Raw genomic sequence first — 24745 nt, 5'->3', positions numbered from 1 at the left:
GCGCCGTGTCGTCTGCCGACTCTGCCGCATCGCCGCTTGCCGCGCTTCCCGGCGCTGTCGGTGCGCCGACCGCCGAGCACTACGGCGACCCCGTCGCCGAGCAACGCGCCCTCGTCGCCGGTCGCGCCGTCGTCGACCTGAGCGACCGCGGGGTCGTGACGGTCACCGGCCCCGACCGGCTGCGCTGGCTCGACTCGCTCACCTCGCAGGCGCTCGCCGGCCTCACGCCCGGCGGCTCGGCCGAGACGCTGCTGCTCGACCCGAACGGCCGCATCGAGCACGCCATGCACGTCATCGACGACGGCGTGACGACCTGGTTGATCGTCGAGGGCGATGAGGCCGAGGCGCTCGCCGCCTGGCTCGACCGCATGCGCTTCATGATGCAGGTCGAGGTCGCCGACGCGAGCGGCGAGTGGGCCGTGATCGGCGCGATGAGTCCTGCGGGGGCCGAGCCGAGCATCCCGGCCGCGTCGCCGCACGGCGCGCCGCTCGTCTGGAGCGACCCGTGGAGCGCCGTGCAGGCCGGCGGTTGGCAGTACGCGCCCGAGGCCGAGCACCCCGGTTGCGACTACCCGGCACGCGAGCTGATCGTCGAGCGTGCGTTCCTCGCCGAGCTGGCGGGGCTCGCCCGCGCCGGGGGCGTGCGGTTCGCCGGGTCGCTCGCCTGGGAGGCCTTGCGGGTCGCCGCCTGGCGCCCGCGCTTCGCGGCCGAGGTCGACGAGAAGTCGATCCCGCACGAGGTCGACTGGCTGCGCTCTGCCGTGCACCTCGCGAAGGGCTGCTATCGCGGCCAAGAGACGGTCGCGAAGGTGCACAACCTGGGCCGGCCGCCGCGGCGCATCGTCATGCTGCACCTCGACGGGTCCGACGCCTTGCTGCCGGCCCCCGGGTCGCCCGTGCACGCGGCCGACGCCGACCGCGCGGACGTCGGGCGCATCACCTCGGTGGCCCGCCACCACGAACTCGGGCCGATCGCGCTGGCCGTCGTGAAGCGCTCGCTCGACGTCGCCGCACCGCTCGTCGTGCCCGTCGACGGGGTCGACGTGGCCGCCGCGCAAGAGGTGATCGTGCCGCCGGAGGCCGGCCAGGCCGCCGCCGTTCCCCGCCTGCCGCGCCTCGGCGCCCAGCGCCGGTAGGGCAGGGCCCGTCGTGCGCGGCGCCGATCCGCTTCGCCGGCTCGAACGCCGCATCAGTCTCCGGCTGGATGCTCGACGCGCTCTGCGCAGGCTCGCCCGGTCGCTGCCCGCGATTGCCCAGATCGTCGCCGGCGTGGTCATGGCCTACGCGTTTGCCCGCTACGTGCTCGACCACGAGCTGCCGATCGTTGCCGTCACGGTGACGATCAGCGCGCTCGGGTTCGCGCGCGACGCGCGACCGCGACGGGTGCTCGAAACGGTCGTGGGCATCCTGGTGGGAATCGTCGTCGCGGCGCTCATCGTGCTCGCCGTTGGGCGCGGGGTGTGGCAGCTGGCGCTCATTTTGGCGGTGGCGTTGATCGTGGCCCGGCTCGTGTCGGCGTCGACCGGCTTCGCCGTGGCGGCGGCGGTGCAGTCGATGCTGGTCGCCGTGCTGCCCGACCCCGAGGGGGGAGTGTTCGAGCGCGCCGTCGACGGGCTCGTCGGGGGAGTCGTCGCGCTGCTCGTTACCGCGCTCATCCCGCGCCTTGACGTGCTGCGCACCCGCGGCGAGTCGCGCGCGCTGTTCTCGCTGCTCGTCGAGTCGCTGAAGGGCGTCGCCGAGGCGCTCCGGCGTGGCGACACGGCCGCCGCCGAGCTCGCCCTGTCGCGCAGTCGTCGCACGCAGCCACTGATCGACGAGTGGGCGACGTCCCTCGAGTCGGCGCGCGCCGTCGCCGCCTACTCTCCGTGGTTGCGCCGCGGGCGTGCGCGGCTCGCGGCGGAGGCCGAGCTGCTCGGCTCGGCCGACCTGGTGACGCGGCACGTGCGGTCGATCGCGCGCCGGGTCGAGATCCTCGTGCGCGACGGACTCGAGCGGCCGGGACTCGCCCACCTGCTCGACGAGGCGGCGGTGATCGTCGAAGCCCTGGGGCGGTCCGTGGACGATGCCAGCGAGCGCGACCGCGCCCGGGTGCTGGGTCTCGCCATGAGCGGGGAGCTCTCGCCCGACACGGTTCCGGGAGCCGTGCGGGTACCCGACCAGGTGGTCGTGGTGCTGCTGCGCTCGCTGGTCTTCGACACCCTGATCGTCTGCGGCCTCACCCGCGCCGAGGCGCGACAGTCGCTCCCGCCCCTGTAGGCGCGCCAGGCGCGCCCGCCGCGGCCGCCGCTCTAGGCGCGCCCGCCGCGCCCGCCGCTCCAGGTGCGCCCGCCGCCAGGCGCTCCCGCCCTTGTAGGCGCGCGCTCGCCGCCAGGCGCTCCCGCCCCTGTGGGTGCGACCGCCGCGCCCACCCCTGAGTTCGCGGTGCCGTTCCGCCCGGCGTCGTTCCGCGTGGTGCCGTTCCGCCCGGCGCCCACGTTCGCCGCCGAAACAAGGGTTTGCGCCGAACCAATGGCCGCTCGGGGCTTGTTTCGGCGCAAACCCGTGTCTCGCGTACTGACTCCGTGCCGGTTTGCGCACTCCGTGCGGGTTTTCCTCCGCACGATCTGCGCAACCCCGCACGAGCAGAGAGCGCACCCACCCCCCCTCTCTCTCGCTCTCTCTCTCCCACCGCACACACAACGGCGGAGTTGTGAGGCCGCGTCACCCTTCCGCTGTTGTGGAAGTCGCGGGAGGGGGTGAGTGTGCACCCCGCGGTGCCCGGCGTCTGGTGCCCGGCTTCCGGTGCCCGTGTCCCGCCCCGGCGCGCTCCGCGCCCTCCGCTCGCTCCGTGCACCCCCGGCGCGCTCCGCGACCCCGGCGCCCGTCGTCTCGGGCCCTCGCGCTCGGTGACTCTCGTCGCCCCGGGTCAGCGTGGGGCGACGGCGCTCCAGTCGACGGTGAGCTCGCCGAGCCTCCAGCGGGAGACCCCGTCGCGAACCGGCCATCCCGCGTCGCGCAGGCCCTGCACCGCGGCGATCCACCGCTGACGGGCCGAGAACGCCCCGAGCGGTGCGGCCCGCATCCACTGGTCGTCGAGCGCCCGCAGCAGCTCGTGCACGCCCTCGCCCGAGACGTTGCGGTGGATCAGCACCTTCGGCAAGCGCTCCGCGACGACACTCGGCAGCGCCTCGGCGGTCGCCACGCCGCCGCGTCCGGTCACGTCGCCTGTGCGCAGCGCGTCGAGGTGCAGGGCGATCGTGAACGTCTCCGGCCCCACCTCGGGGCGCAGCGACACCCAGCTCGCCACGCGCCCCACCTCGTTCGAGGTACCCTCCACCAGCAGGCCCCCCGGGGCGAGGCGTTTCAGCATCAACTCCCAGGCGGCAGCGACCTCACCCTCGTCGTATTGCCGCAGCACGTTCGCCGCCCGGATCACCGCAGGGCGCTCCCCGCCCGGGAGGGGCACCTCGAATCCTCCGACGACGAACCGCAGCCCGTCGAGCCCCGACTCGCCGGCCGCCCGCGCGGCCTCGGCCTGCTCGTGCGCGTGGCGCACCCGAGCCGGGTCGATCTCGATGCCGGTGACCCGAGCATCCGGCCGAACGGAGCGCAGCCGAAGAAGCAGTTCGCGGGCCGTCCACCACGAGGCCCCGTAGCCGAGGTCGACGGCGAGCGGCACGGCCGCCGCCCTCCACGCGGGATGCGCGGCAATATAGCGGTCCATTCGGCGCAGGCGGTTCACGCCGGTCGTGCCGCGCGTCACCCGACCCTCAACCATGCGCACCATTCTCGCGCCCAGCGCCCAGCGCCCAGCGACTACCACCCAGCGACCACCGCCCGGCCCTCGCTAGGCTTGACCCCATGACGCACACGCTGATCCTGCTTCGCCATGGCCACTCCGTCTGGAACGAGAAGAACATCTTCACCGGGTGGGTCGACGTCGAACTGACCGAGCAGGGCCGCGAAGAGGGCCGCCGCGCCGGTCAGCTGATCAAGGACTCGGGTCTCGAACCCCGCGTGCTCTACACGAGCCTGCTGAAGCGCGCCATCCACACGGCGAACATCGCCCTCGAGGTCGCCGACCTCGACTGGCTTCCCGTCAAGCGCAGCTGGCGCCTCAACGAGCGCCACTACGGCGCCCTGCAGGGCCTCAACAAGGCCGAGACGCTCGAGCAGCACGGCGAAGAGCTCTTCATGACGTGGCGCCGCAGCTTCGACACGCCCCCGCCGCCGCTCGACGACGACGCCGAGTACAGCCAGGTGCACGACCCGCGCTACGTCGACATCGACGGCGAGGTGCCCCGCACCGAGAGCCTCAAGCTCGTCATCGACCGCATGCTGCCCTACTGGCAGAGCGACATCACGAAAGACCTGGCCGCGGGCAACACGGTGCTCATCACCGCTCACGGCAACTCGCTGCGCGCGCTCGTGAAGCACCTCGACGGCATCAGCGACGACGACATCGCGGGCCTCAACATCCCGACGGGCATCCCGCTCGTCTACGAGCTGGGCGACGACTTCATGCCCGTGAAGCCGGCCGAGTACCTCGACCCCGAGGCCGCCGCCGCCGGAGCCGCCGCCGTCGCCAGTCAGGGCAAGAAGTAGCGGTCGGCCAAGGCGCCCTCCCACTGCCGTGCTGCACTTCGCGGTCGTCGCCTTCCTCGACGAGGTCGCCCTCGGCGACGAGCTGCCGCTCGACGACCTGCCCCCGCACGTCGTGCTACTCGACCGCGCCGCCACCGAGGCCGACCTCGGCCAGGTGACCGCCGCGGTGGAGCTCGCGTACGCCAGCCACGGCCCCTTCGTGGCCGTGGGCGGCGACGACGACGAGCTCGGTCAGGATGCTCGCCCCACCACGCTGCTCGACGACGACGGCTCGCTGACGGTCGCGCACCGCACCCTGGTGCTGGGCTTGCGCGAGCTGGGCGTGCGAGTCGCCGACCCGACGCTTGCGGGTGGCGGATACCAGCCGCACGTGCCCGTGCCGGAGACTTATGACCGCGTCGACCGCGGTGAGCGCCTCGAACTGCGCAGTGTCGCCGTGCTCGAGCTTGCCGGTGAGACCGCTACCGTCGCCGAGCAGTTTCCCCTGATCTAGTCGTCGGCCGGAACCCAGTCGCCGGTCGCGAGGTACTGCACCTTCTTGGCGATCGACACCGCGTGGTCGGCGAAGCGCTCGTGGTAGCGCGAGGCGAGGGTTGCGTCGACCGTGTCGATGGCCTCGCCCTTCCACGTCTCGCCGAGAACCTTGTCGAACACGCTGAGGTGCAGGGCGTCGACCTTGTCGTCGTCGTTGCGAATCTCTTCGGCGATCGCCGTGTCTTCGGTGCGCAGCAGCTCGACGAGCTTGCGGGCGATCGACACGTCGACGGCGCCCATCTCGACGAAGGTGGGGCGCAGGCTCTTCGGCACGACCTTGTCGGGGAAGCGGTAGCGCGACAGCTGGGCGATGTGCTCGGCCATGTCACCCATGCGCTCGAGTGACGCGCTGATGCGCAGGGCGCTGACGACGATGCGCAGGTCGCGGGCGACCGGCTGCTGCCGGGCGAGGATGTTGATGGCGAGTTCGTCGAGTTCGGCGGCGGCGGCATCGATGCGGTCGTCATCTTCGATGACCTGCTCGGCGAGTGCGACGTTGACCTCGTTGAACGCGCGGGTGGCGTTGTCGATCGACTCGGCGACCAGCGTGGCGATCTCGACGAGGCGTTCCTGCACCTCGGCCAACTCTTGCTGGAAAACTTCGCGCATGGGGGTTCGTCCTCGTCTCGTCGGGCCCTCTTCAGACGTGCCTACCGTGTCTTGCTCCGGTAAACGTCAGGTGTCTGAGCGATGAACTCTACTCCCAGTGGCGGCGTCCAGCCGGGCTCGGGCGCGGGTGTCGCTTCGACGGTCAGTACGCTGATCACCATGGAGTCGGCACTGCTGGTTCCCCTCGCGCTCCTGCTCGGAGCGTTCCTGGGGGGCGGCGCCGTTGCGATCATCATCGCGGCGGCCAGGCGTGGGCATCGTGCCGCGCAGGTCGCGACGGCCACCGTTCCCGACGGCGTCGACCAGGTCATCGACGCGCTCGAGTCGGCGGCGGTCGTGCTGGATGCGTCGAACACCGTCATCAAGACATCTCCCGGCGCGCACGCCCTCGGCCTCGTCTGGCATCGCACCCTCGTCCACGCGCGCCTGACCGAGCTCGTCGACCGCGTTCGCCGCTACGGCGAGCCGGTCACGGAGGACCTCGAGCTCACCCGTGGACCGCTCGGCGACGCGCAGTTGCGGCTGAGCGTGCGGGTCGCGCCGCTCGGCACCCGCTACATGCTGCTCATCGCCGACGACCGCACCGAGGCGCACCGACTCGAGGCGGTGCGCCGCGACTTCGTGGCGAACATCAGCCACGAACTGAAGACCCCGATCGGGGCGGTGGGGCTCCTCGCCGAGGCCCTCGAGCACGCCTCCGACGACCCCGACCAGGTGCGCCGCTTCGCCGACCGCATGAAGACCGAGTCGGCGAGGCTCGCGGCGATGACGCAGGAGATCATCGAGCTGTCGCGCCTGCAGGCCGCAGACGCGCTCTCCGACCCGACGGAGGTCGACGTCGACGCCGTCATTTCGGCCGCGATCGACAAGAACCGGGTCGCGGCGGAGGCAGCGGGCATCCAGATTGTCAGCGGCGGCGCGAAGAAGGCGCGCGTCATGGGTGACGAGGGGATGCTCGTGACCGCGGTCCACAATCTGGTCGCGAACGCGATCCAATACTCCGCGAAGCCCTCCCGGGTCGGAATCGGGGTGTCGATGACCGACGACATCGTCGAGATCGCCGTCACCGACCAGGGCGTCGGAATCCCCGAGGAAGAACTCGACCGCGTGTTCGAGCGCTTCTTCCGCATCGACCAGGCCCGTTCCCGCGCGACGGGCGGCACCGGCCTCGGCCTCAGCATCGTCAAGCACGTCGTGCAGAACCACGGCGGCGACGTGCGCGTCTGGTCGCAGGCCGGCTACGGCTCGACCTTCACCATCCGCCTTCCGCGCGCCGTCGGCTCGGCGCGAGCATCCACCCCGAAGCAGAAAGTGCGTTCATGACCCGCATCCTCATCGTCGAAGACGAAGCGTCGCTCTCCGAGCCTCTGTCGTACCTGCTGACTCGCGAGGGCTACGAAACGCAGGTCGCCGCCGATGGCGTCGAGGCGCTCATCGAGTTCGACCGCGCCGGTGCCGACCTCGTGCTGCTCGACCTCATGCTGCCCGGCATTCCCGGCACCGAGGTGTGCCGCGAACTTCGTCAGCGCTCCAGCGTGCCGATCATCATGCTGACGGCGAAGGACAGTGAGGTCGACATCGTCGTGGGGCTTGAGTTGGGGGCCGACGACTACGTCACGAAGCCGTATTCGACGCGCGAACTGTTGGCGCGCATCCGTGCCGTTCTGCGTCGCCGGGTCGACGAAGACGACCTCGACGACAGCGTGCTGGAGGCCGGCAGCGTGCGCATGGACGTCGACCGGCACCAGGTCATGGTCGACGGCCGCGAGGTGGCCATGCCGCTCAAGGAATTCGAGCTGCTCGAGCTGCTGCTGCGCAACGCCGGGCGCGTGCTCACGCGCGGTCAGTTGATCGACCGGGTGTGGGGTGCCGACTATTTCGGTGACACGAAGACGCTCGACGTGCACGTCAAGCGAATCCGGTCGAAGATCGAACCCGACCCGTCAAACCCGCGGATGCTCGTGACCGTTCGCGGCCTCGGCTATCGCTTCGAGGCTTAGCGCTCGATCGCGGAGGGAACGAAGAGCTCGTACTCGGGCAGCGTGCCGTCGAGCACCGGCACGAGGATCTCGCTGCCCTCGGCGTCGCCGTAGGTGAAGAAGATCGGGTACAGGCCGCCCATCGTCGCACCGGTGCCGGTCACGATGATCGACTGCTCGTCGTCGGGGCCGCCGACGCGCGTCAGGCCGAGCGGCTCGAGGGTGACCGTCTCGGTCTCGCGGGTGCCGCCGGCCTCCCACTGCACCGAGAGCGTCTGCTGCTCGTCGGAGTTGTTCGCAACCGTCATGACGAGGTTGAGCTCGTCGTTCGACTCGCCGATCAGCATCACGTTGCGCACGGAGACCCGTTCGATGGTGGTGCCGACACCGTCTGACGGGTCATACTCCTTCTGCGTGGCGATGTTCGCCGAGAAGGTGCAACCGCTCACACCGACCATGACCGCGGCGGCGAGCGCGAGGGTTGCCGCCATGCGAGTTTTCACGAAATGCCTCCAGTGCCCGTCGTCTATTCGGCGGTCGCTGGCCGGGCATAGCCCGCCTGCGTGGGCGCGACCTCGACCAGTCTAGCGGGCGTGGCGACGCTTCGCGGGCGCGCGCTGCCCCGGCGAACGCCCGACAGACGGGGCGGCTTGCTGAGAAATTCCTGTGGTAGAATAGGAGTTCTGCGGAAGGACCACCACCCATGCAATTCGTTGTCGGAGAAACGGTCGTTTACCCGCACCACGGTGCGGCGACCATCACCGAAGTCAAGACCCGAGTCATCAAGGGCGAAGAGAAGACCTACCTCAAGCTCAACGTCACGCAGGGCGACCTCACCATTGAGGTTCCCGCGGACAACGTCGATCTCGTGGGCGTTCGTGACGTGATCGGCCAGGAGGGGCTCGACAAGGTGTTCGAGGTGCTCCGCGCACCGTTCACCGAAGAGCCGACCAACTGGTCGCGTCGCTACAAGGCGAACCTGGAGAAGCTCGCCTCGGGTGACGTCATCAAGGTGTCGGAGGTCGTGCGCGACCTCTGGCGTCGCGACCAAGATCGCGGCCTGAGCGCCGGCGAGAAGCGCATGCTTGCCAAGGCTCGTCAGATTCTGATCTCCGAGCTCGCGCTCGCCGAGAAGACCGACGAAGAGAAGGCGTCGAGCGTGCTCGACGAGGTTCTCGCCTCCTGAACGCAACCGTGCGGCTCGGCATCGTCGTCGTTGCCGCAGGTAGCGGCACCCGGCTCGGGGCTTTCGAGCCCAAAGCGTTCGTCTCCTTGCGCGGCGTGACGCTGCTCGAGCACGCGTTGACCGCGATCGCGCGCCTCGAGGAGGAGGCGCGCGTCGTGGTCGTGGCCCCGAGCATCCGGCTGGATGCGGCCCGCGACATCGTCGACCGCGTTCTCGCACCGGGTTACGGCTCCGTCGTGCCCGGCGGTACCGAGCGCCAAGACTCGGTCGCGGCCGGCATCGCCGCGCTCGCTGAGTCGGGCGAGCCGATCGACACCGTGCTGATTCACGACGCCGCGCGCGCCCTGACCCCGACCGCGGTGTTCGCGCGCGTGGCGGCGACGGTGCGCGAGACGTCGGCCGGGGTGATTCCCGCGCTGCCGATGGTCGACACGGTCGCCACGACCGACGGGGGTGACGCGGTCACCGGCGTCGCCGACCGGTCGCGGCTTGCCGTGCTGCAAACGCCGCAGGGCTTCCCGTTCGCGGCCTACCGTGAGGCGATCGCCGCGGCTGAGGCGGGGAACACCGACGACACCTCGGTGTTCGCCGCCGCCGGGCATCCGGTGGTGACGGTTGCCGGCGACGAGGCGGCGCTGAAGATCACGACGCCGTGGGATCTGCGGCGCGCGGAGCTCATCGCGGACGGGCGCGCGCTCGGGCCCGCGCCCGACGCGGGTGGCCGCGACGCGTCAGTAACCGCCGGCCCTGCCCTGCGCACCGGCGTCGGCGTCGACGTTCACGCGTACGATGAGACAGCGGAGTGCTGGCTCGGCGGACTTTTCTGGCCGAACGAGCCAGGGCTTGCGGGCCACAGCGACGGCGACGCCGTGAGTCACGCGATCTGCGACGCGCTCCTGTCGGCCGCCGGCCTCGGTGACATCGGCTCGCGCTTCGGGGTCGACGACCCGCGCTTCACCGACGCGCGCGGCGAGGTGTTCCTCACCGCCACCCTCGCGTTGCTCGCCGATGCGGGCTACCGGGTCGAGAACGTCGCCGTGCAGCTCGTCGCCGCCCGCCCCCGCTTCGCCCCGCGCCGCATCGAGGTCGAGCAGCACCTCACCGGGATTCTCGGCGCCCCCGTCAGCGTCGCCGCGACGACGAGCGACGGCCTCGGCTTCACGGGCCGCGCCGAAGGGGTCACCGCGATCGCGACGGCGCTCGTCTCGCGCACCGCAGCTGACCCTTCGGCCGACAACCCCCGCCGGTAGGCTGGCGCGGTGAGTATCCGCCTCTACGACAGCCTCCAGCAGGCCGTCGTCGACTTCACGCCGCGCGAGCCCGGCCGCGTCGGCATGTACGTCTGCGGACCCACCGTGCAGTCCGCCCCGCACATCGGGCACCTGCGCAGCGCCCTCGTCTACGACCTCTGGCGCCGCTGGTTCGTGGCCCGCGGGCTCACCGTCACGTTCATCCGCAATGTGACCGACATTGACGACAAGATCCTCGCGAACGCGAACGACGCCGAGAGCTGGTGGGCTCTGGCCTACCGGGTCGAACTCGAGTTCACCGCCGCGTACCGAGCGCTCGGAATTCTCGCGCCGACGTACGAGCCACGCGCCACCGCATCCATCGACCGGATGCACGCCCTCATCGAGGCGCTCATCGCGCGTGGGCACGCGTACCCCGCTCACGACGGCTCGGGCGACGTGTACTTCGACGTGCGCAGCTGGCCCACCTACGGGGCTTTGACCCGACAGTCGCCCGACGACATGGAGGACGCGACGGACGCCCCGGCGCGCGCGAAGCGCGACCCGCGGGACTTCGCCCTGTGGAAGGGCGCCAAGCCCGACGAGCCTGCGAGTGCCCACTGGGAGTCACCGTGGGGCCGGGGTCGCCCCGGCTGGCACATCGAGTGCTCGGCGATGGCCGCCCGGTACCTCGGCGAGGCCTTCGACATTCACGGCGGCGGGCTCGACCTGCGCTTCCCCCACCACGAGAACGAGCTCGCCCAGTCGAGCGCGGCGGGTCACCCGTTCGCGCAACACTGGGTGCACAACGGGCTCGTGAGCGTCGGCGGACAGAAGATGTCGAAGTCGCTCGGCAACTCGGTGTTCGCCGCGGAACTGCTCTCCGAGCACGACCCCGCCGACGTGCGGTACTGGCTGGGTTCCGCGCACTACCGCTCGACCATCGACTACACGCCGACCTCGCTCGACGAGGCGAAGGCCGCCCGCGAGCGCATCACCTCATTTCTCTCGCGTGCCGATGCCGCGCTCGGCGACACGGTCACCGACGCCGCGGCCGCCGCCCCTCTCGCCGACCGCGTGCCGGGGCGCTTCGCCGCCGCCCTCGACGACGACCTCGGCGTCCCTCAGGCGCTCGCCGTTCTGCACGACACCGTCCGCGCCGGTAACACGGCCCTCGACGCGGGCGAACTCGACACCGCGCGCGGCCACCGCGACGCGACCCGCGCGATGGTCACGGTGCTGGGATTCGAGGAGGCGGGTGAGCATCCCGGGTCTCGTGCGGGCGGCGCCGCGGAGCGCGCGCTCGACGCCCTCGTGGCGGCGCGCATCGCGGAGCGCCGCGCTGCTCGTGAGAGACGCGACTTCGCCGAATCCGACCGCATTCGCGATGAACTTTCCGCCGCCGGCATCCAGCTCGACGACACGGCGACCTCAACCGAGTGGAGACTCGATGGCTAAGCACGGACACCCCAACGCCCGCAAGAGTAAGAAGGGCGCCACCGTCGGCTCGGGCGGTCAGGGTCGCCAGAAGCTCGAGGGTCGCGGCCCCACGCCGAAGGCCGAAGATCGCAGCTGGCACCCGGCCGGCAAGCGCAAGGCCGCCAAGGAGCGGCTCGAGGCGGCGAAGTCGCGCACGGGCGGCCGCAAGCCGAACGCCGCGACCAGCACGAGCGGCGGTCCCCGCTCGGCGAAGAAGAGCGGCGACACCGAGGTGGTGTCGGGGCGCAATTCCGTCCTCGAGGCGCTGCGGGCGCGCATCCCGGCGACCGCGCTCACGATCGCGGTGCGCATCGACATGGATGACCGGGTCAAGGAGGCGCTCTCGCTCGCCACCAAGCGTGGCGTGCCGATTCTCGAGGTCACCCGGCCCGAGATCGACCGCATGACCGGCGACTCGGTGCACCAGGGCATCGCGTTGAGCGTGCCGCCGTACGAGTACGCACACCCCGACGATCTGCTTGAGCGCGCTGCCGACCGCGACGAGCCGGCACTGATCATCGCGCTCGACGGCATCACCGACCCGCGCAACCTCGGTGCGATCATCCGCTCGACGGCGGCATTCGGCGGGCACGGCGTGATCGTGCCGCAGCGTCGCAGCGTCGGCGTGACCGCATCGGCGTGGAAGACCTCGGCCGGCGCCGCGGCCCGCACCCCGGTGGCGATGGCGGCGAACCTGACGCAGACGCTGAAGGCGCTGAAGCAGCAGGGCGTGTTCGTCTTGGGCCTCGACGGCGACGGCGATGTGTCGCTTCCAGGGCTTGAGCTTGCCGATCAGCCGCTCGTGATCGTGGTGGGCAGCGAGGGGAAGGGATTGTCGCGACTGGTCGCGGAGACGTGCGACGCGATTGTCTCGATCCCGATCTCAGAGGCGACCGAGTCGCTGAACGCGGGCATCGCGGCGAGCGTGACGCTTTACGAGGTGGCGAGGCGGCGCGCCACGGCTTGACAAGTGGCCGCTCCGGCTGTTCACTGTGTTCAGCAAGGCTGAACAATGGCGGCGGTCCTGCGTCGCCCATCGAGTGAGGAAGCTCCATGAGCGCACGCTACGTCGTTCGTCGGGCCGCTGACGCGGACTACCGCGACCCCGGCCCCATCGCCCCCGGCTCGACCGGCTACACCCGGTGGCTCGGTGTCGGCTACGCCGACGGCGCCGTACACAGCGACTTCGGCGTCTCGAAGCTCGCACCCGGCGGCGAGATTCCCACCCACGTGCACTCGTTCGAAGAGCAGTTCCACGTTCTTGAGGGCGAGGTCATCATCGCGACCCCCGAGGCGACCGTGCACCTCGTCGCCGGCGACTATGGCGTCGTGCCGATCGGCGTGCCCCACGCGTGGCGCTCAGTCGGCGACACCGACGCCGTGTGGGCCGACCTCTTCACGCCGCCAGCGCGCGAGAAGTACGGCTTCGACACCTACCGCGTCGCCGACCTACCCGTCGTCGACCCCATCACGGTCGACGCCCGCGACCCGCGCACCCGCTCGTTCGGCAACATCCAGGAAGAGCACATGAACCCGGGCAAGCAGTCGCAAGAGCTGCTCGCGGTGTCGGCCAGCATGCGCACCGCCCTGCTCGTCTACAGCGGCATCACCCTCAAGATGATGGTCGACTCCGACCTCGGGGCCACGAGCGGGTCGATGTTCATGGTGCAGTACGAGCCGACCGGCAAGGCCGGCCCGCACGACCACCCGCTGGAGGAGGTCTACCTGATCCTCGACGGCGAAGTCGACGCCACCTTTGACGGCGACCACTACCGCCTGGTGCCCGGCGACATCGCCTGGGCCGGCGTCGGCTGCGTGCACTCGTTCGAGGCCGTCGGTGCCGAAGTGCGCTGGCTCGAAACGCAGGCGCCGCAGATGCCCGCCCGCCACGCCTACCGGTTCTCTCGCGACTGGGAGTACCTCGCCGACAAGCTCAAGGAGGAGCAATGACCCGCACGATCGCCGTCATCGGAGGCACCTCCGGCATCGGCCTCGAGATCGCCAAGACCGTCGTCGCCCGCGGTGACAATGTGTTGCTTACGGGCCGTGACGTTGAGCGCACGACCGAGATCGCCGCATCCATCGGCCCGAACGCGACGGGCCTTGCCCTCGACATCTCCGAGCCCGAGACGATCGTCGAGGCGCTGAAGCCCTGCGGTCAGATCCACGGACTCGTCCTCGCGGCCATCGAGCGCGACGCGAACAGCGTGCGCGAGTACAACATCGCCCGCGCCCGGCGCCTCGTCACCCTGAAGCTCGTGGGCTACACCGAGGTCGTGCACACGCTTCTCGACCGGCTCGAGCCGACCGTCGACACCGGCATCGTTCTCTTCGGCGGTCGCGCGAAAGACGCGCCGTACCCCGGCTCGACGACCGTCGCCACCATCAATGGCGGCGTCGAAGGCCTCGTGCACTCGATGGCCCTCGAACTCGCCCCGATGCGCGTCAACGCCCTGCACCCCGGCATCATCGGCGACACCCCGTTCTGGGCAGACAAGCCCGCCGGCGTCATCGAGGCCTACGAGTCGCGCACGCCCGGCGGCAAGCTCGCCACCACGGCCGACATCGTCGACGCGACCATGTTCCTGTTGAACAATCGCGGCGTCTCGGGCACCAGCCTCTACGTCGACCGCGGCTGGCGCCTCACCTAGCCGTTCGCGCTCCCCGCAACCGTTCGGCTGGGACGCGAGCCCAGCATCCCTCGTCTGTGAGCCACCACGGCGAGGGATGCGGCCGTTAAGGCGGCGACCGGAGCGCGCGCCGCCGCATTCTGGGCATCCTCTCGGCGGAGAAAAGTCGATACGACTGGATATATCGGTCGCGACGGCGTTAGTATTTCACTCTGGCTGTACACAGTCGTACACCTTTATTGAATTGCTCAACGAGGAGGAACTCATGACCGATGCCGTCGCACCCCGCGCCGACGACTTCGCGCCCGGACGACCCGTCGTCTTCCGCAACGCCACGGTGATTACGGTCGACTCGGCAGGCGTACTCGAAAACGCCGACGTACTCATCACCGACGACACGATCGCTGGCGTTGGACACAACCTCGAGGTACCGGCGGGCACGCTGGAGATCGACGCCAAGGGCGGAATCCTGATGCCCGGCATGATCGACACCCACCGCCACATGTGGCAGACCGCATTGCGCGGCTACGGCGGCGACTGGGCGCTCAGCCAGTACTTCGTCTTCTACTACCTGACCTGGGGCCACGTATTCCGCGCCGAAGACATTGCGGCCGGCAACCAGCTCAGCGCCCTCGAGTCGGTCGACCAGGGTGTCACCACCACGGTCGACTGGTCGCACGCGCTGCGCACCCCCGACTACGCCGACGCCGCCGTCGAGGCGCTGCAGAGCATCCCCGGGCGCTTCGTGCTCGCCTACGGCAACTATCTCGGTGCGCCGTGGGAGTGGATGAACGACCCCGGCTTCCAGAACTGGGTCAAGAACTTCACGACCTCCGACATGATGGGCCTGCAGGTGGCCTTCGACGTCAACTCGGGCCCCGACTTCCACGAGAAGGGAGCCTTCGAGGCGGCGCGCGACCTCGGTCTGCGCGTCACCACGCACGCCGGTGTGTGGGGCGTCAACGGCGACCCGAACATCGAGTACATGTACGACCACGGGTTCATGACGGACCAGATCACGTACGTACACGCGTCGTCGCTCGGCCCAGACAGCTATCACAAGATCGCCGCCACGGGCGGAACGATCTCGGTCGCCACCGAGAGCGAGCAGAGCGCCGGGCAGGGTTACCCCTCGGCGTGGGTCGCCAAGAAGTACGGCATCACCGCGTCGCTGTCGATGGACACCAGCGTCTGGTGGAGCGCCGACTTCTTCTCGGCCATGCGCTCGACGCTGTCGTCGTTCCGCTCGCGTGACCACCTCGAGGCGCACAATGCCGGCGAGACGGTCAACGTCAACCGCATGAAAGCGGAAGACGCCGTCTGGCAGGCCACCATGGGCGGCGCGCACACCCTCGGCATGGCCGACAAGCTCGGCTCGATCACCGTGGGCAAGAAAGCCGACCTCGTGCTGCTGAAGAACGACGAGTCGCCCGCGATGACGCCGATCCTCAACCCGTACGCCCACGTCGTGTACCAGGCGGGAACCGCCGACGTGCACACCGTGGTCGTTGACGGCAAGGTCGTCAAGTTCGACGGTGAGCGCATCGGACTGCCGCTCAAGCCGGTCGCCGACCGCGTCGCCGCCTCGGTCGAGCACGTGCGCGGCGAGCTGGGCGAAGAGGCCTGGGCCGAGTGGATGAACCCTGCCCTGCCCGAAGACGAGCCGATCGCGAACCCATACATGTACCTCGACGAGGAGAAGTAGGGCTCGCCAGCTTCAACCGCTGCTGACGGCGGGTGGTCCCCTGGGGGCCACCCGCCGTTTCGCGTGTCCCGGCGCCGTGCGCGGCGTGGGCGGCTGGCGTGGCGCGCGCCCGACGCGCCTTGGCGGCAGGGCCGTGAATCCCTGGAGCTGGCCTGCGCATCCCGCGCATCCCTGGAGCTGGTCTGCGCATCCCGCGCATTCGACGCCACCGGATGTCCGCGAGGTTGGCGCAGCGAGGCGGCGCGCCGGGTGCTGCGCCCTCCGACCCGCGTGTCGCGAAGTCCCGCTGACGCGGCGGACACGCCGTTCGCGCTGCGGCGTGGCGGTCGGTGAACCGGGGCGACGCGACACGACGTGCCTCGGCGGCAGGCTGGCGCGCCCGACGCGCCTCGGCAGCAGGGCCGCGCATCCCTGACGGGCCTCGGCGGCGGGGCCGCGCATCCGGCACTCCCCGCGCACACGCAGAAACGGGGTCGGCGCACCACCCGCGCCGACCCCGTAACTCGGTCCGGCCCCGCACCACCCGCGGGGCCGGGGTCTTTACCTCCTGCGGGTCCTCGACCAGGCGTCGAAGCCGACAGCCACGAGGATGATGACCCCGAGCGCGATGCCCTGGAACAGCGGGTCAATACGCAGCAGGGTGAACCCGTTGTAGAGCATGGCGATGAACAGGATGCCGAGCACGGTGCGCCAGACGGCGCCCGCGCCGCCGAGGATCGAGGTGCCACCGACGACGATGCCGGCGAGCACCGTGAAGGTCAGCGTTGTCGCGATCGCATCGTTCTCGGGCACCGAGGGGGTCCGCGCCAGGTCGATGACTCCGGCGAGGCCCGCGGCAGTCCCCGCCAGCGCGAACGTCGCGATGCGCACCACGTTGATGCGAATACCCGCCAGCCTGGCCGCCTCGGCGTTACCGCCAGCGGCGTAGACGTACCGCCCGAAGGTGGTGCGCCACAGCACGACGCCGAGCACGATGAGCACGACGGCGGCGATCCAGGTGGGCAGGCTCACCCCGAGGGGGCGAAGCAGCGCGAGCCACCGGAACTCGGGCACGTCGACACGGATCTGGCCGACGCCCTCCTTGCCGAACTGCGACACGAGCTTCGTCGCGCCCAGGATGATGAAGCTCATCGCGAGGGTGGCGATCAGGGGGTTGATCCTCAGATACGTACTGATGATCCCGTTGATGAGCCCGATGGCGAGGCCGGCGAGGATGCCCACGGCGATTCCCAGCGCCGCTCCCGTTTCGCCGCCCACCCGGACGATGATCGTGCCGCAGACCACCGCGGTGAACATGTAGGTGGCGCCGACCGAGAGGTCGATACCTCCCGCGATGAGGACGAGGGTGGCGGCCGCGGCAATGATCAGGATTCCGGCCTGCCGGTCCAACACGTTGCCGATGTTCTGCGCCGACAGGAAGGCCGGGCTCCCGATCGACAGTGCGATGAACACGAGGAGGAACGGCACGACGATCGCGACCGAGCGCCACGGGACGTTCCTCAGGAACCGCTGCACAGCATCCGCGTTGTCGCCGAACGATCCGCCGCGCGAAGCGGGCGGGGGTGCGGCGGGTGCCGTCTTCTCGGGGGCGTCGATGCTCATGGTGGTCAGCTCCCAACGGGGGTCGGATCGGCGAACGCCGCCGTGATGATGTTTTCCTCGGTCATCTCGTCGCCGGTGAGTTCAGCAACGACGCGTCCGGCCCGCACGACGAGCACGCGGTGCGCGAGGCCGAGCACCTCCTCGACGTCGACGCCGCGCGTCGGCTCGTCGGCGATGAGCAGGCGACGGGCCTTCTGCAACGCCCGGCCGAACAACACCTTCTGCTGATTGCCGCCCGAGAGCGCCGAGACGGCGCGCCGGTCGTCGCCGGCGACGGTCACGCGCTCGAGCAGGCCGCGCGACGCTCGTCGCTCGTCGCCGGTGCGCACCCAGCCGCCGGGCGCCACCTGCGCCATGTTCGACAGGGTGACGTTGTCACGAATGGGTCGGCCGAGCACGAGGCCCTGCTCTTTGCGCGACTCCCCGATCAGGAAGATGCCCCTCTTCAGCGCGCGCGGAATGTCGGCGGGGCAGGTAATACCGTCGATTTCGACCACGCCGGATGCGCGGGGCGCCGACCCATAGATCGCGTGCGCAATCTCGCTGCGCCCGGCCCCGACGAGGCCGGCCAGGCCGACGATCTCGCCGGCGCGCACGCTGAGTGAGACGCCGTTGACGCCGGGGGCGACGAGGTCGGTGACGCGCAGCACCTCGGGGGCCTCGGGGTCGACGGGGGGCTTGTCGGGGAAGACGGAGCCTAGACTGCGGCCGAGCATCCCCTCGATGAGGCTCGATTCCGTCTCGTCCGCTGCCTTGGAAGTTTGGATGTGCCGTCCGTCACGCAGGATCGTGACGGTGTCGGCCAGCTCGAGCACCTCGGTGAGGAAGTGCGAGATCAGCAGCACGGTGTGCCCGGAGTTCGCGAGCTGGCGAACGACGCCGTGCAACAGTTCAGCGTCGTGGTTCGACAGCGCGGCGGTGGGCTCGTCCATGATGATGAGCGAGGCACCCCGGGCGAGAGCGCGAAGGATCTCGACCTTCTGCTGGTCGGCCGTGCGCATGCCGCCCACGACGGCGTCGGGGTCGAGGTCGAAGCCTGTACGCTCCGCGACGGCCACGAACTCGGCGCGCAGCTTCTTGCGGTCGATCCAGCCTGCGGTGCGCGGCTCGCGTCCGAGGAAGACGTTCTCTGCGACGGTGAGCTCGGGCACGAGTGCCAGCTCTTGGGCAATCGTTGCGATGCCGCGGTCGAGGGCCTCGCGCGGGGAGGTGAAGTGCGCGGGGTTTCCGTCGACGAATAGTTGCCCGGCGTCGGCGGTGTAGATGCCCGAGATGATCTTCGACAGGGTCGACTTTCCCGCGCCGTTCTCGCCGACGAGGGCGTGCACGCTCCCGGGCGTGAGGGTCAGGTCGATGTCACGCAGCACCGGGGTGCCGCCGAAGGACTTGCCGACACCCCGCAGCTCGACGAGGAGCTGCGGGGTGCCAGCGGTTGCCGTGTCAGGCATGGACTATCCGGCCCACTCGCCCGCGAACTGGTCGGCGTTGTCGCGCGTCATCACGCCGTTGTTCGGGAAGTCCGCGAACGGGTCGATGTCTCCCTGGTTGACGCCGTTGCGCAGCGCGTCGACCATGGCCTCCATCGCGAGGCGGCCTTCGGTGGCCGGCGCCTGCACGACGTTCGAGAACACGACGCCCTCGGACACCCGCTCCTTGCCCCAGGCGGAGCCGCCGTAGCCGATCATCAGGAACTCGCTGAGGGAGCGCCCCGCGGCCTCGATGGCCAGCACCGCGCCCTGCAGACCCTGGTCAGAGGTGGCGATGAGGTCGATGTCGGGGTTCGCCGAGAGGATGTCCGCAACGGCTCCCTGCGCGGCAGCGGGGTTGTAGAAGGTCTCACCCTCGGCAACGATCTGCACCGGGGTGCCCTCGATGACGGAGTTGAAGCCGTCATAGAGTGCGACACCGATGGCCGAGGCCTTGACGTCGTGCAGGAACGCGACGTTGCACGGGTCGAGGTTCGCCGAGGCGCACGCCGCGACGGCTTGCTCGCCGAACTTGATGCCGATCTCTGAGGGGACGAACACGACGTTCGCGGCGAGACCGTCGACCTGCGTTGCTCCCGTCGTGAAGTCGTCACCCAGAATCTGGTCGACGTTGACGACCGTGAGTCCCGCGTCGAGCGCCTGCTGCACGACGTCGACGAGTGCGGGGCCGAACACCGGCTGTGTGATGAGCCCGTCGTACTGTCCCGACGCGATGACGTCTTGGATCAGCGTGACCTGGAGGTTCGGGTCGAGGTTGCCGTCGAAGACGGTGATCTCGATGTTATTCTCGGCGGCGACGCGCTGAATCTCGGCGAGCATCGGCTCGTCGTAGGTGTTCGCGACGGCGAAGGAGATGAAGGCGACCTGCAGGGTCTCTTCCGTGAGGGCGGCGGTGGTGTCGTCGCCCGGAGTCGGGGTCTCGCCAGCATCGCTGGCACAGGCACCGAGGGTGAGGGCCGCCGCGGCGGCCAGTGCCACGAACGACAAGCGCCCGCGGCGTGCGATGGGTGAACGCCTCATCTGATTTCTCCCTTGAAATCGTGGGTACCGGAGATCTACGGTGACCGTCCGGGTGGTGCTATTCAGCGTGCCTATACATCTGCGTGCGCTGAGAGTGAAGTCCTGGCCCAAAAAATGTTCGGCGGAGCGAATGCTGTGGGGAGATTGACAGTCCTGGCTGGACGGTGTTTATCTGTGGTAAACATGACGCACATGCGTCACCGCGTCACGCGCACCGATCTGGAGGACTCGATGAAGAGCACCGGCACTACAGGCATGAACGCCGTCGATTGGGAGGCACGCGTCGACTTCGACCGTCTGCGCACCGAGCGGCTCATGCGACTGAAAGCGCAGCTCGACCAGTCCGACGTCGGTGCCGTCCTCGCCTTCGACTTCTCGAACATCCGCTACATGTCGGCAACCCACATCGGCACGTGGGCGATGGACAAGCTCATTCGGTTCGCACTGCTGACGAGAAAGACCGACCCCATCGTGTGGGATTTCGGTTCGGCCGCCAAGCACCACTCGCTCTATAACCCGTGGCTCGACCACACGCACTCGGAGGCCGACGCCGACCCGCACGCGCCGCACCATGGCGCAACCCGTCCTCGCCTCGAGTCGGGGTCACGGGCCGGCATCTCCACCCTGCGCGGCGCGTTCCCGCCGGACGCCGGCATCGCTCAGGAAGTTGCACGGAAGGTCAAGCGTGAGCTCGAAAAGTTCGGGCTGGCGAACGAGCCGCTCGGCGTCGATGTCATCGAGTTGCCGATTCTGTTCGCGCTTCAAGCCGAGGGCATCCAGGTCGTCGATGGCCAGCAGATCTTCCTCGAGGCCCGCCGCATCAAGACGCACGACGAGATCCGCCTGCTCACTCAGGCCGCTTCGATGGTCGACGCGGCCTACGAGAACCTCTACGAGTTTTTGCGCCCCGGCGTCCGCGAGAACGAGACCGTCGGGCTCGTGGCGAAGACGCTGTACGACCTCGGCTCCGAGTACGTCGAGGGTGTCAACGCGATTTCGGGTGAGCGCTGCTCGCCGCACCCGCACGTCTTCAGCGACCGCCTGATTCGCCCCGGCGACCCGGCGTTCTTCGACATCCTGCACAGCTACAACGGCTACCGCACCTGCTACTACCGCACGTTTGCGGTTGGCTCGGCGAGCCAGGCGCAGAAGGATGCTTACACCCGGGCGCGCGAGTACATGGACCGCGCCATCGCTCTCGTGAAGCCCGGCGCCACGACGGCCGACGTCGTCGCCGTGTGGCCGAAGGCCGAAGAGTTCGGCTTCCCGAACGAGGAGGCCGCCTTCGCGCTGCAGTATGGGCACGGCGTGGGGCTCTCGATTTGGGAGAAGCCGATCTTCTCGCGCCTGACCTCCTTCGACCACCCTGAGGTGCTCGAGGAGGGCATGGTGTTCGCCCTCGAGACCTACTGGCCGGCGGCCGACGGGTGGGGCGCGGCGCGCATTGAGGAAGAGGTCGTCGTCACGAAGGACGGCTGCGAGGTCATCACGAAGTTCCCGGCCGAGGAGCTACTGGTTGCGGGCAAGCGCTACTACTCGGTGGGCGGCGAGCTCTCGACGCTGCGTGACAGCCAGTCGCACCTCAACACGGTCGACGGCCGCGGCGGACGCTGATAGATCCGTGGATGCACGGAACGACGGTTAGCATGGACGCACGATGAGCGTTCACTTGGACTGCTCACCACAGAGACGCCGGTAGTTGCGGCGAAGCGGGGAGAGGTGCAACGGTGCAGTTCGACCTGGGATCAGAACTACGTAAGGTTCGAGAAGCCCGCAAGCTCAGTTTGCGAGCGGTGGCGAGCGCCGTAGGTGTATCGGCCAGCCTGCTGTCGCAGGTGGAGACCGGCAAGACGCAACCGTCGGTGTCGACGTTATATGCGCTCGTGAACTTCTTGGGCATTTCGCTCGACAGTCTGATGGGCCATGGCCCCGCGACGAGTGCGCCGTTCGGCTTGGGCTCTGCCGACGATGACCAGCCCCGCGATCCGTCACGACGTAGTGATCATGTCGTCCAGCGGCGCGAAGACAACCCCGTCATCGAGATGGAGAACGGGGTGACCTGGGAGCGGTTGTCCGTGGGAGAGTCGGCCATCGCCGACCCCCTTATCGTGACGTACCAGCCGCAGGGCTCCTCGTCGGTCGAGGGCAAGATGATGCGCCACGCTGCGACCGAGTACGGCGTGCTGCTCGAGGGCAAGCTCACCTTGCGCATCGAGTTCGACCGCTACGAGCTCGAACCCGGCGACTCGTTCTGCTTCGACGCGATCAAGCCCCACATGTACGTGAACGAGGGGGACGTCCCGGCGCGAGGAATCTGGTTCGTGATCGCCCGCAAAGACGTCACGATCGAATCCCTCGACGAGCTCGACCACGATCACGACCATGCCGGCGACGCCGCGGAGCAGATGAAGGCCCCGGCGTCGGCCGTCGACGTGCTCCAGGTCATGCGCGGCCTGCGCGGCGACCGCTCCTAGCGCCGACGGGTCACTTCGGCGACCGCCGACCAGTCGAGCTCGGCGAGCTCCGCGTCGGCGAGCGCGCGCTCGAATCGGTCACGCAGGATCGGGGCGGTCGGCAACTCGACGGCCTTCTCCGACGCGAGGTCTTCGGCGAGGCCCAGGTCTTTGAGCCCGAGGGGCATGCGGAAGCCGGCAGGGCTGTAGCGCCGCTCGGCGATCATCGACCCGTAGCCGGCGTACACGGGGCCGGCGAACAGGCTGTTCGACATCAGTTCGATGAAGTCGCTCGCGTCGACGCCGTGCGCCTCGACGAGGGTGATCGACTCCGCCATCGCCTGCAGCGCGTGCAGAATCGTGAAGTTCATCGCCACCTTGACGGCGTTCGCCTGGCGGGGGGTGTCGCCGAAACGCCACTGCTTCACGCCGCAGTGCTCGAGGTAGGGGGCGACCGCGTCGCACAGCTCGGGGGCGCCGGCGACAAGCAGGTTGAGCTTGCCTTCCGCGGCGACGTTCGGGCGTCCGAGCACGGGGCACGACACGTAGCCGACGCCTACGGCCTCGGCGACCGCCTGGATGCGGTCGGCCGCCGCCGCGCTGATCGACGCCATGTTCACGTGGATGCGCCCCTCACCGTCGCTGGCAAGGTTCTGTTCCGACAGCACGGCTTCCGCCGCTGCGTCGTCGGCCAGCATCGAGAACGAGACGGGCGCGGCGAGCGCCTCGCGAGCATCCGTGGCGAGCCGCGCGCCGGCGGCGACGAGCTCGTCAGCCGCGCCGGGACTACGGTTCCACACGATGACGTTGTAGCCGGCGGCGACAAGCCGACCGGCGATGGCCTGGCCCATGTTGCCGAGCCCCAAGAACCCCAGCGTGGTCATACTGTGCCTTTCATTCGTCGACGCGCGCGGGCGCCGGATGGTCGGTGGTCTCGCTGGGCGAGAACACTTCGGGGTGCTGCGCGAGCAGCCGACGGGTGCGTCGGATGTGACCCTCGATGACCCGCTCGGCGGTGTCCAAGTCTCCGTCGCGCAACGCCGTGACGATCATGTGGTGTTCATCGTGCACGATGCGCTGGCTGTGGGCGTCGATGAGCAGCGTGTACGCCCGGCGGTAGGGCTGCGTGGTGTTCCAGAGACGACGCACCAGGTCACCGAGCACCAGCGTGTCAGCGCCGGCGTAGGTGGCGGCATGGAAGTCTCGGTCGAGTCGCAAGAACTCTTCGACGTCGCTCGTCTGAGCCATGCGCTCGGCGAATTGCTCGAGTCGATCAATGTCGACCGGGGTGAGGCCCGGGGCCGAGAGGCGAAGCAGGAGGGGTTCCACTCGCTCACGCGTCTGGTACACCTCTTCGCATTCCGCCAGGGTGAGGCGCGACACCCAGGCGCCCGTGTTGGCCACGAGCGTGACGAGACCGTCCGACTCCAGAATCTTGAGCGCTTCGCGAACGGGCACGCGGCTCGCGCCAAAGCGTGCGGCGATCTCTTCCTGGCGCAACCGTGACCCCGGAGGATAGGTGCCGGCGCTGATGGCGTCGCGCAGAGCGTCCGCGACTCGCGCGCTCGCGTTGCCGTCGCGGGACGGGCCTCGCGCGGGCTGATCAAGCGCGCTCATGCGCTCGGGTTCCGCGGGTCCCAGAGCCGCACGTCACTCGTTGCTTCGTACGCTTTACCGTTCGGGAAGCTCACAAGTTCGAGCTGCATGCCCCACGGCGCGAGGAAGTACACCCAGCGTTGCCCCTCCGAGGCGGCTGTGCTCGCCGTCGGCTCACCGAGCACGCGCACTCCATTGCTCCGCAAGTAAGCGACCGCTACATCCATGTCATCCACGTAGAAGGCCAGGTGGTGGCCGCCGATGTCGCTGTTACGCGGTTGCGGGTTCTGTCCATCGGCCGACTCGTACTCGAAGATCTCGAAGTTCGGCCCGTGCTTGCACCGGAAGAACCGCAGCTCGCGGATCACGGTGCGCGGGTGCACGTTGAGGTGCTCGCTCATCCAGTCGTCATCGCGCACGTATGGGCCGAGCGAATATATGCGCTCGCAGCCGATCACGGTGACGAAGAAGTCTTCGGCCGCATCGAGGTCGGGCACGGTGAAGCCGATGTGCTCGGTACCGCGGAGGCCCGGAATGCCGTGCGTCATCGTCTCTCCTTCGATCGACCGCGTGGATGCAATATAGCGCGAAATCGAGCGTATGGGTGAGGATCAGGGGCTATACCGGTGACATTGGATGCAATCGCTGCTAC

General features: G+C 69.3%; 24 protein-coding genes. 15 read left to right on the top strand and 9 right to left on the bottom strand.

Annotation, left to right across the window (positions count from 1 at the left end):
- The first annotated feature begins 5 nt into the window (after window positions 1-5).
- Window positions 6-1136: a YgfZ/GcvT domain-containing protein gene (locus CPY97_RS11775; RefSeq protein WP_197702228.1), complete on the top strand. Its 1131-nt coding sequence runs from the start codon at window positions 6-8 to the stop codon at window positions 1134-1136.
- Window positions 1137-1149: 13 nt separating this feature from the next.
- Window positions 1150-2256: an FUSC family protein gene (locus tag CPY97_RS11770; RefSeq protein ID WP_096422969.1), complete on the top strand. Its 1107-nt coding sequence runs from the start codon at window positions 1150-1152 to the stop codon at window positions 2254-2256.
- Between the two features lie 649 nt (window positions 2257-2905).
- Here CPY97_RS11770 and CPY97_RS11765 read toward each other — a convergent pair.
- Window positions 2906-3766 (bottom strand): class I SAM-dependent methyltransferase, encoded by an 861-nt coding sequence (locus CPY97_RS11765; RefSeq protein WP_096422967.1) that lies wholly within the window; start codon window positions 3764-3766, stop codon window positions 2906-2908.
- Between the two features lie 74 nt (window positions 3767-3840).
- Between CPY97_RS11765 and CPY97_RS11760 the strand changes: the two genes are divergently transcribed.
- Both CPY97_RS11760 and CPY97_RS11755 read left to right on the top strand, forming a co-directional pair.
- Complete coding sequence (locus CPY97_RS11760; RefSeq protein WP_096422965.1) at window positions 3841-4584, top strand: phosphoglyceromutase; 744 nt, start codon at window positions 3841-3843, stop codon at window positions 4582-4584.
- 28 nt (window positions 4585-4612) lie between these two features.
- Entirely contained in the window at window positions 4613-5077 is a 465-nt protein-coding gene (locus CPY97_RS11755) for a hypothetical protein (protein ID WP_096422963.1), read from the top strand.
- Here the strand turns inward: CPY97_RS11755 and phoU are convergent.
- Entirely contained in the window at window positions 5074-5727 is a 654-nt protein-coding gene (gene phoU, locus CPY97_RS11750) for a phosphate signaling complex protein PhoU (RefSeq protein WP_096422961.1), read from the bottom strand. The genes CPY97_RS11755 and phoU overlap by 4 nt on opposite strands.
- Before the next feature lie 159 nt (window positions 5728-5886).
- Here phoU and CPY97_RS11745 point away from each other — a divergent pair, with 159 nt between their 5' ends.
- Together CPY97_RS11745 and CPY97_RS11740 are read left to right on the top strand one after the other, a co-directional pair.
- Window positions 5887-7050 carry a sensor histidine kinase gene (locus CPY97_RS11745; RefSeq protein ID WP_096422959.1) on the top strand — a complete coding sequence of 388 codons (1164 nt, stop codon included), beginning with the start codon at window positions 5887-5889 and terminating at the stop codon, window positions 7048-7050.
- Window positions 7047-7727 carry a response regulator transcription factor gene (locus tag CPY97_RS11740; protein ID WP_096422957.1) on the top strand — a complete coding sequence of 227 codons (681 nt, stop codon included), beginning with the start codon at window positions 7047-7049 and terminating at the stop codon, window positions 7725-7727. Before CPY97_RS11745 ends, CPY97_RS11740 begins: the two co-directional genes overlap by 4 nt.
- Here the strand turns inward: CPY97_RS11740 and CPY97_RS11735 are convergent.
- Window positions 7724-8197, bottom strand: coding sequence for a hypothetical protein (locus CPY97_RS11735; protein WP_096422954.1), 474 nt, complete (start codon window positions 8195-8197; stop codon window positions 7724-7726). The two genes, CPY97_RS11740 and CPY97_RS11735, sit on opposite strands and share 4 nt — an antisense overlap.
- A 212-nt stretch (window positions 8198-8409) precedes the next feature.
- Between CPY97_RS11735 and CPY97_RS11730 the strand changes: the two genes are divergently transcribed.
- The 7 genes from CPY97_RS11730 (at window position 8410) to CPY97_RS11700 (ending at window position 15935) form a co-directional block, all read left to right on the top strand.
- Window positions 8410-8892 carry a CarD family transcriptional regulator gene (locus CPY97_RS11730; protein ID WP_096422952.1) on the top strand — a complete coding sequence of 161 codons (483 nt, stop codon included), beginning with the start codon at window positions 8410-8412 and terminating at the stop codon, window positions 8890-8892.
- Between the two features lie 8 nt (window positions 8893-8900).
- The gene (gene ispF, locus CPY97_RS11725; protein ID WP_096422950.1) at window positions 8901-10142 is read left to right on the top strand and encodes a 2-C-methyl-D-erythritol 2,4-cyclodiphosphate synthase; all 1242 of its coding nucleotides are present in this window, start codon (window positions 8901-8903) and stop codon (window positions 10140-10142) included.
- A 9-nt stretch (window positions 10143-10151) separates the two neighbouring features.
- Window positions 10152-11579 (top strand): cysteine--tRNA ligase, encoded by a 1428-nt coding sequence (cysS, locus tag CPY97_RS11720; protein WP_096422948.1) that lies wholly within the window; start codon window positions 10152-10154, stop codon window positions 11577-11579.
- Window positions 11572-12567 carry a 23S rRNA (guanosine(2251)-2'-O)-methyltransferase RlmB gene (rlmB, locus tag CPY97_RS11715; protein ID WP_096422946.1) on the top strand — a complete coding sequence of 332 codons (996 nt, stop codon included), beginning with the start codon at window positions 11572-11574 and terminating at the stop codon, window positions 12565-12567. Before cysS ends, rlmB begins: the two co-directional genes overlap by 8 nt.
- An 86-nt stretch (window positions 12568-12653) precedes the next feature.
- Window positions 12654-13550 (top strand): cupin domain-containing protein, encoded by an 897-nt coding sequence (locus CPY97_RS11710; RefSeq protein WP_096422944.1) that lies wholly within the window; start codon window positions 12654-12656, stop codon window positions 13548-13550.
- Entirely contained in the window at window positions 13547-14251 is a 705-nt protein-coding gene (locus tag CPY97_RS11705; protein WP_096422942.1) for an SDR family oxidoreductase, read from the top strand. The genes CPY97_RS11710 and CPY97_RS11705 overlap by 4 nt, the downstream gene beginning before the upstream one ends.
- Window positions 14252-14495: 244 nt before the next feature.
- Window positions 14496-15935, top strand: a complete 1440-nt coding sequence (locus CPY97_RS11700; protein ID WP_096422940.1) for an amidohydrolase family protein — start codon at window positions 14496-14498, stop codon at window positions 15933-15935.
- Between the two features lie 540 nt (window positions 15936-16475).
- Here CPY97_RS11700 and CPY97_RS11695 read toward each other — a convergent pair.
- Genes CPY97_RS11695 through CPY97_RS11685 form a run of 3 tightly spaced genes read right to left on the bottom strand, consistent with a single transcriptional unit; the run spans window position 16476 to window position 20044 of the window.
- Window positions 16476-17537: an ABC transporter permease gene (locus CPY97_RS11695; RefSeq protein WP_096422938.1), complete on the bottom strand. Its 1062-nt coding sequence runs from the start codon at window positions 17535-17537 to the stop codon at window positions 16476-16478.
- A 5-nt stretch (window positions 17538-17542) separates the two neighbouring features.
- Window positions 17543-18985 (bottom strand): sugar ABC transporter ATP-binding protein, encoded by a 1443-nt coding sequence (locus tag CPY97_RS11690; RefSeq protein ID WP_096422936.1) that lies wholly within the window; start codon window positions 18983-18985, stop codon window positions 17543-17545.
- 3 nt (window positions 18986-18988) lie between these two features.
- A complete protein-coding gene (locus CPY97_RS11685; protein WP_096422934.1) occupies window positions 18989-20044 on the bottom strand; it encodes a sugar ABC transporter substrate-binding protein in 1056 nt (351 codons plus the stop codon).
- A 183-nt stretch (window positions 20045-20227) separates the two neighbouring features.
- On the opposite strand from CPY97_RS11685, the gene CPY97_RS11680 reads away from it, so the two are divergent.
- Together CPY97_RS11680 and CPY97_RS11675 are read left to right on the top strand one after the other, a co-directional pair.
- A complete protein-coding gene (locus CPY97_RS11680; RefSeq protein ID WP_231923944.1) occupies window positions 20228-21658 on the top strand; it encodes a M24 family metallopeptidase in 1431 nt (476 codons plus the stop codon).
- A gap of 113 nt (window positions 21659-21771) precedes the next feature.
- Window positions 21772-22518: a helix-turn-helix domain-containing protein gene (locus CPY97_RS11675; protein ID WP_096422932.1), complete on the top strand. Its 747-nt coding sequence runs from the start codon at window positions 21772-21774 to the stop codon at window positions 22516-22518.
- On the opposite strand, the gene CPY97_RS11670 is transcribed toward CPY97_RS11675, so the two are convergent.
- From CPY97_RS11670 to CPY97_RS11660, 3 genes are read right to left on the bottom strand one after another with little or no spacing between them, the layout of a single operon-like run.
- Window positions 22515-23381 (bottom strand): NAD(P)-dependent oxidoreductase, encoded by an 867-nt coding sequence (locus CPY97_RS11670; RefSeq protein ID WP_096422930.1) that lies wholly within the window; start codon window positions 23379-23381, stop codon window positions 22515-22517. The two genes, CPY97_RS11675 and CPY97_RS11670, sit on opposite strands and share 4 nt — an antisense overlap.
- 10 nt (window positions 23382-23391) lie before the next feature.
- Window positions 23392-24114 (bottom strand): GntR family transcriptional regulator, encoded by a 723-nt coding sequence (locus tag CPY97_RS11665; protein WP_096422928.1) that lies wholly within the window; start codon window positions 24112-24114, stop codon window positions 23392-23394.
- Window positions 24111-24641, bottom strand: a complete 531-nt coding sequence (locus CPY97_RS11660; RefSeq protein ID WP_096422926.1) for a VOC family protein — start codon at window positions 24639-24641, stop codon at window positions 24111-24113. The genes CPY97_RS11665 and CPY97_RS11660 overlap by 4 nt, the downstream gene beginning before the upstream one ends.
- Between the last annotated feature and the right edge of the window lie 104 nt (window positions 24642-24745).

Origin of the sequence: Microcella alkaliphila (assembly GCF_002355395.1) — a bacterium.
Taxonomy (GTDB): domain Bacteria; phylum Actinomycetota; class Actinomycetes; order Actinomycetales; family Microbacteriaceae; genus Microcella; species Microcella alkaliphila_A.
This window is presented reverse-complemented; position numbering and strand designations above follow the sequence as displayed.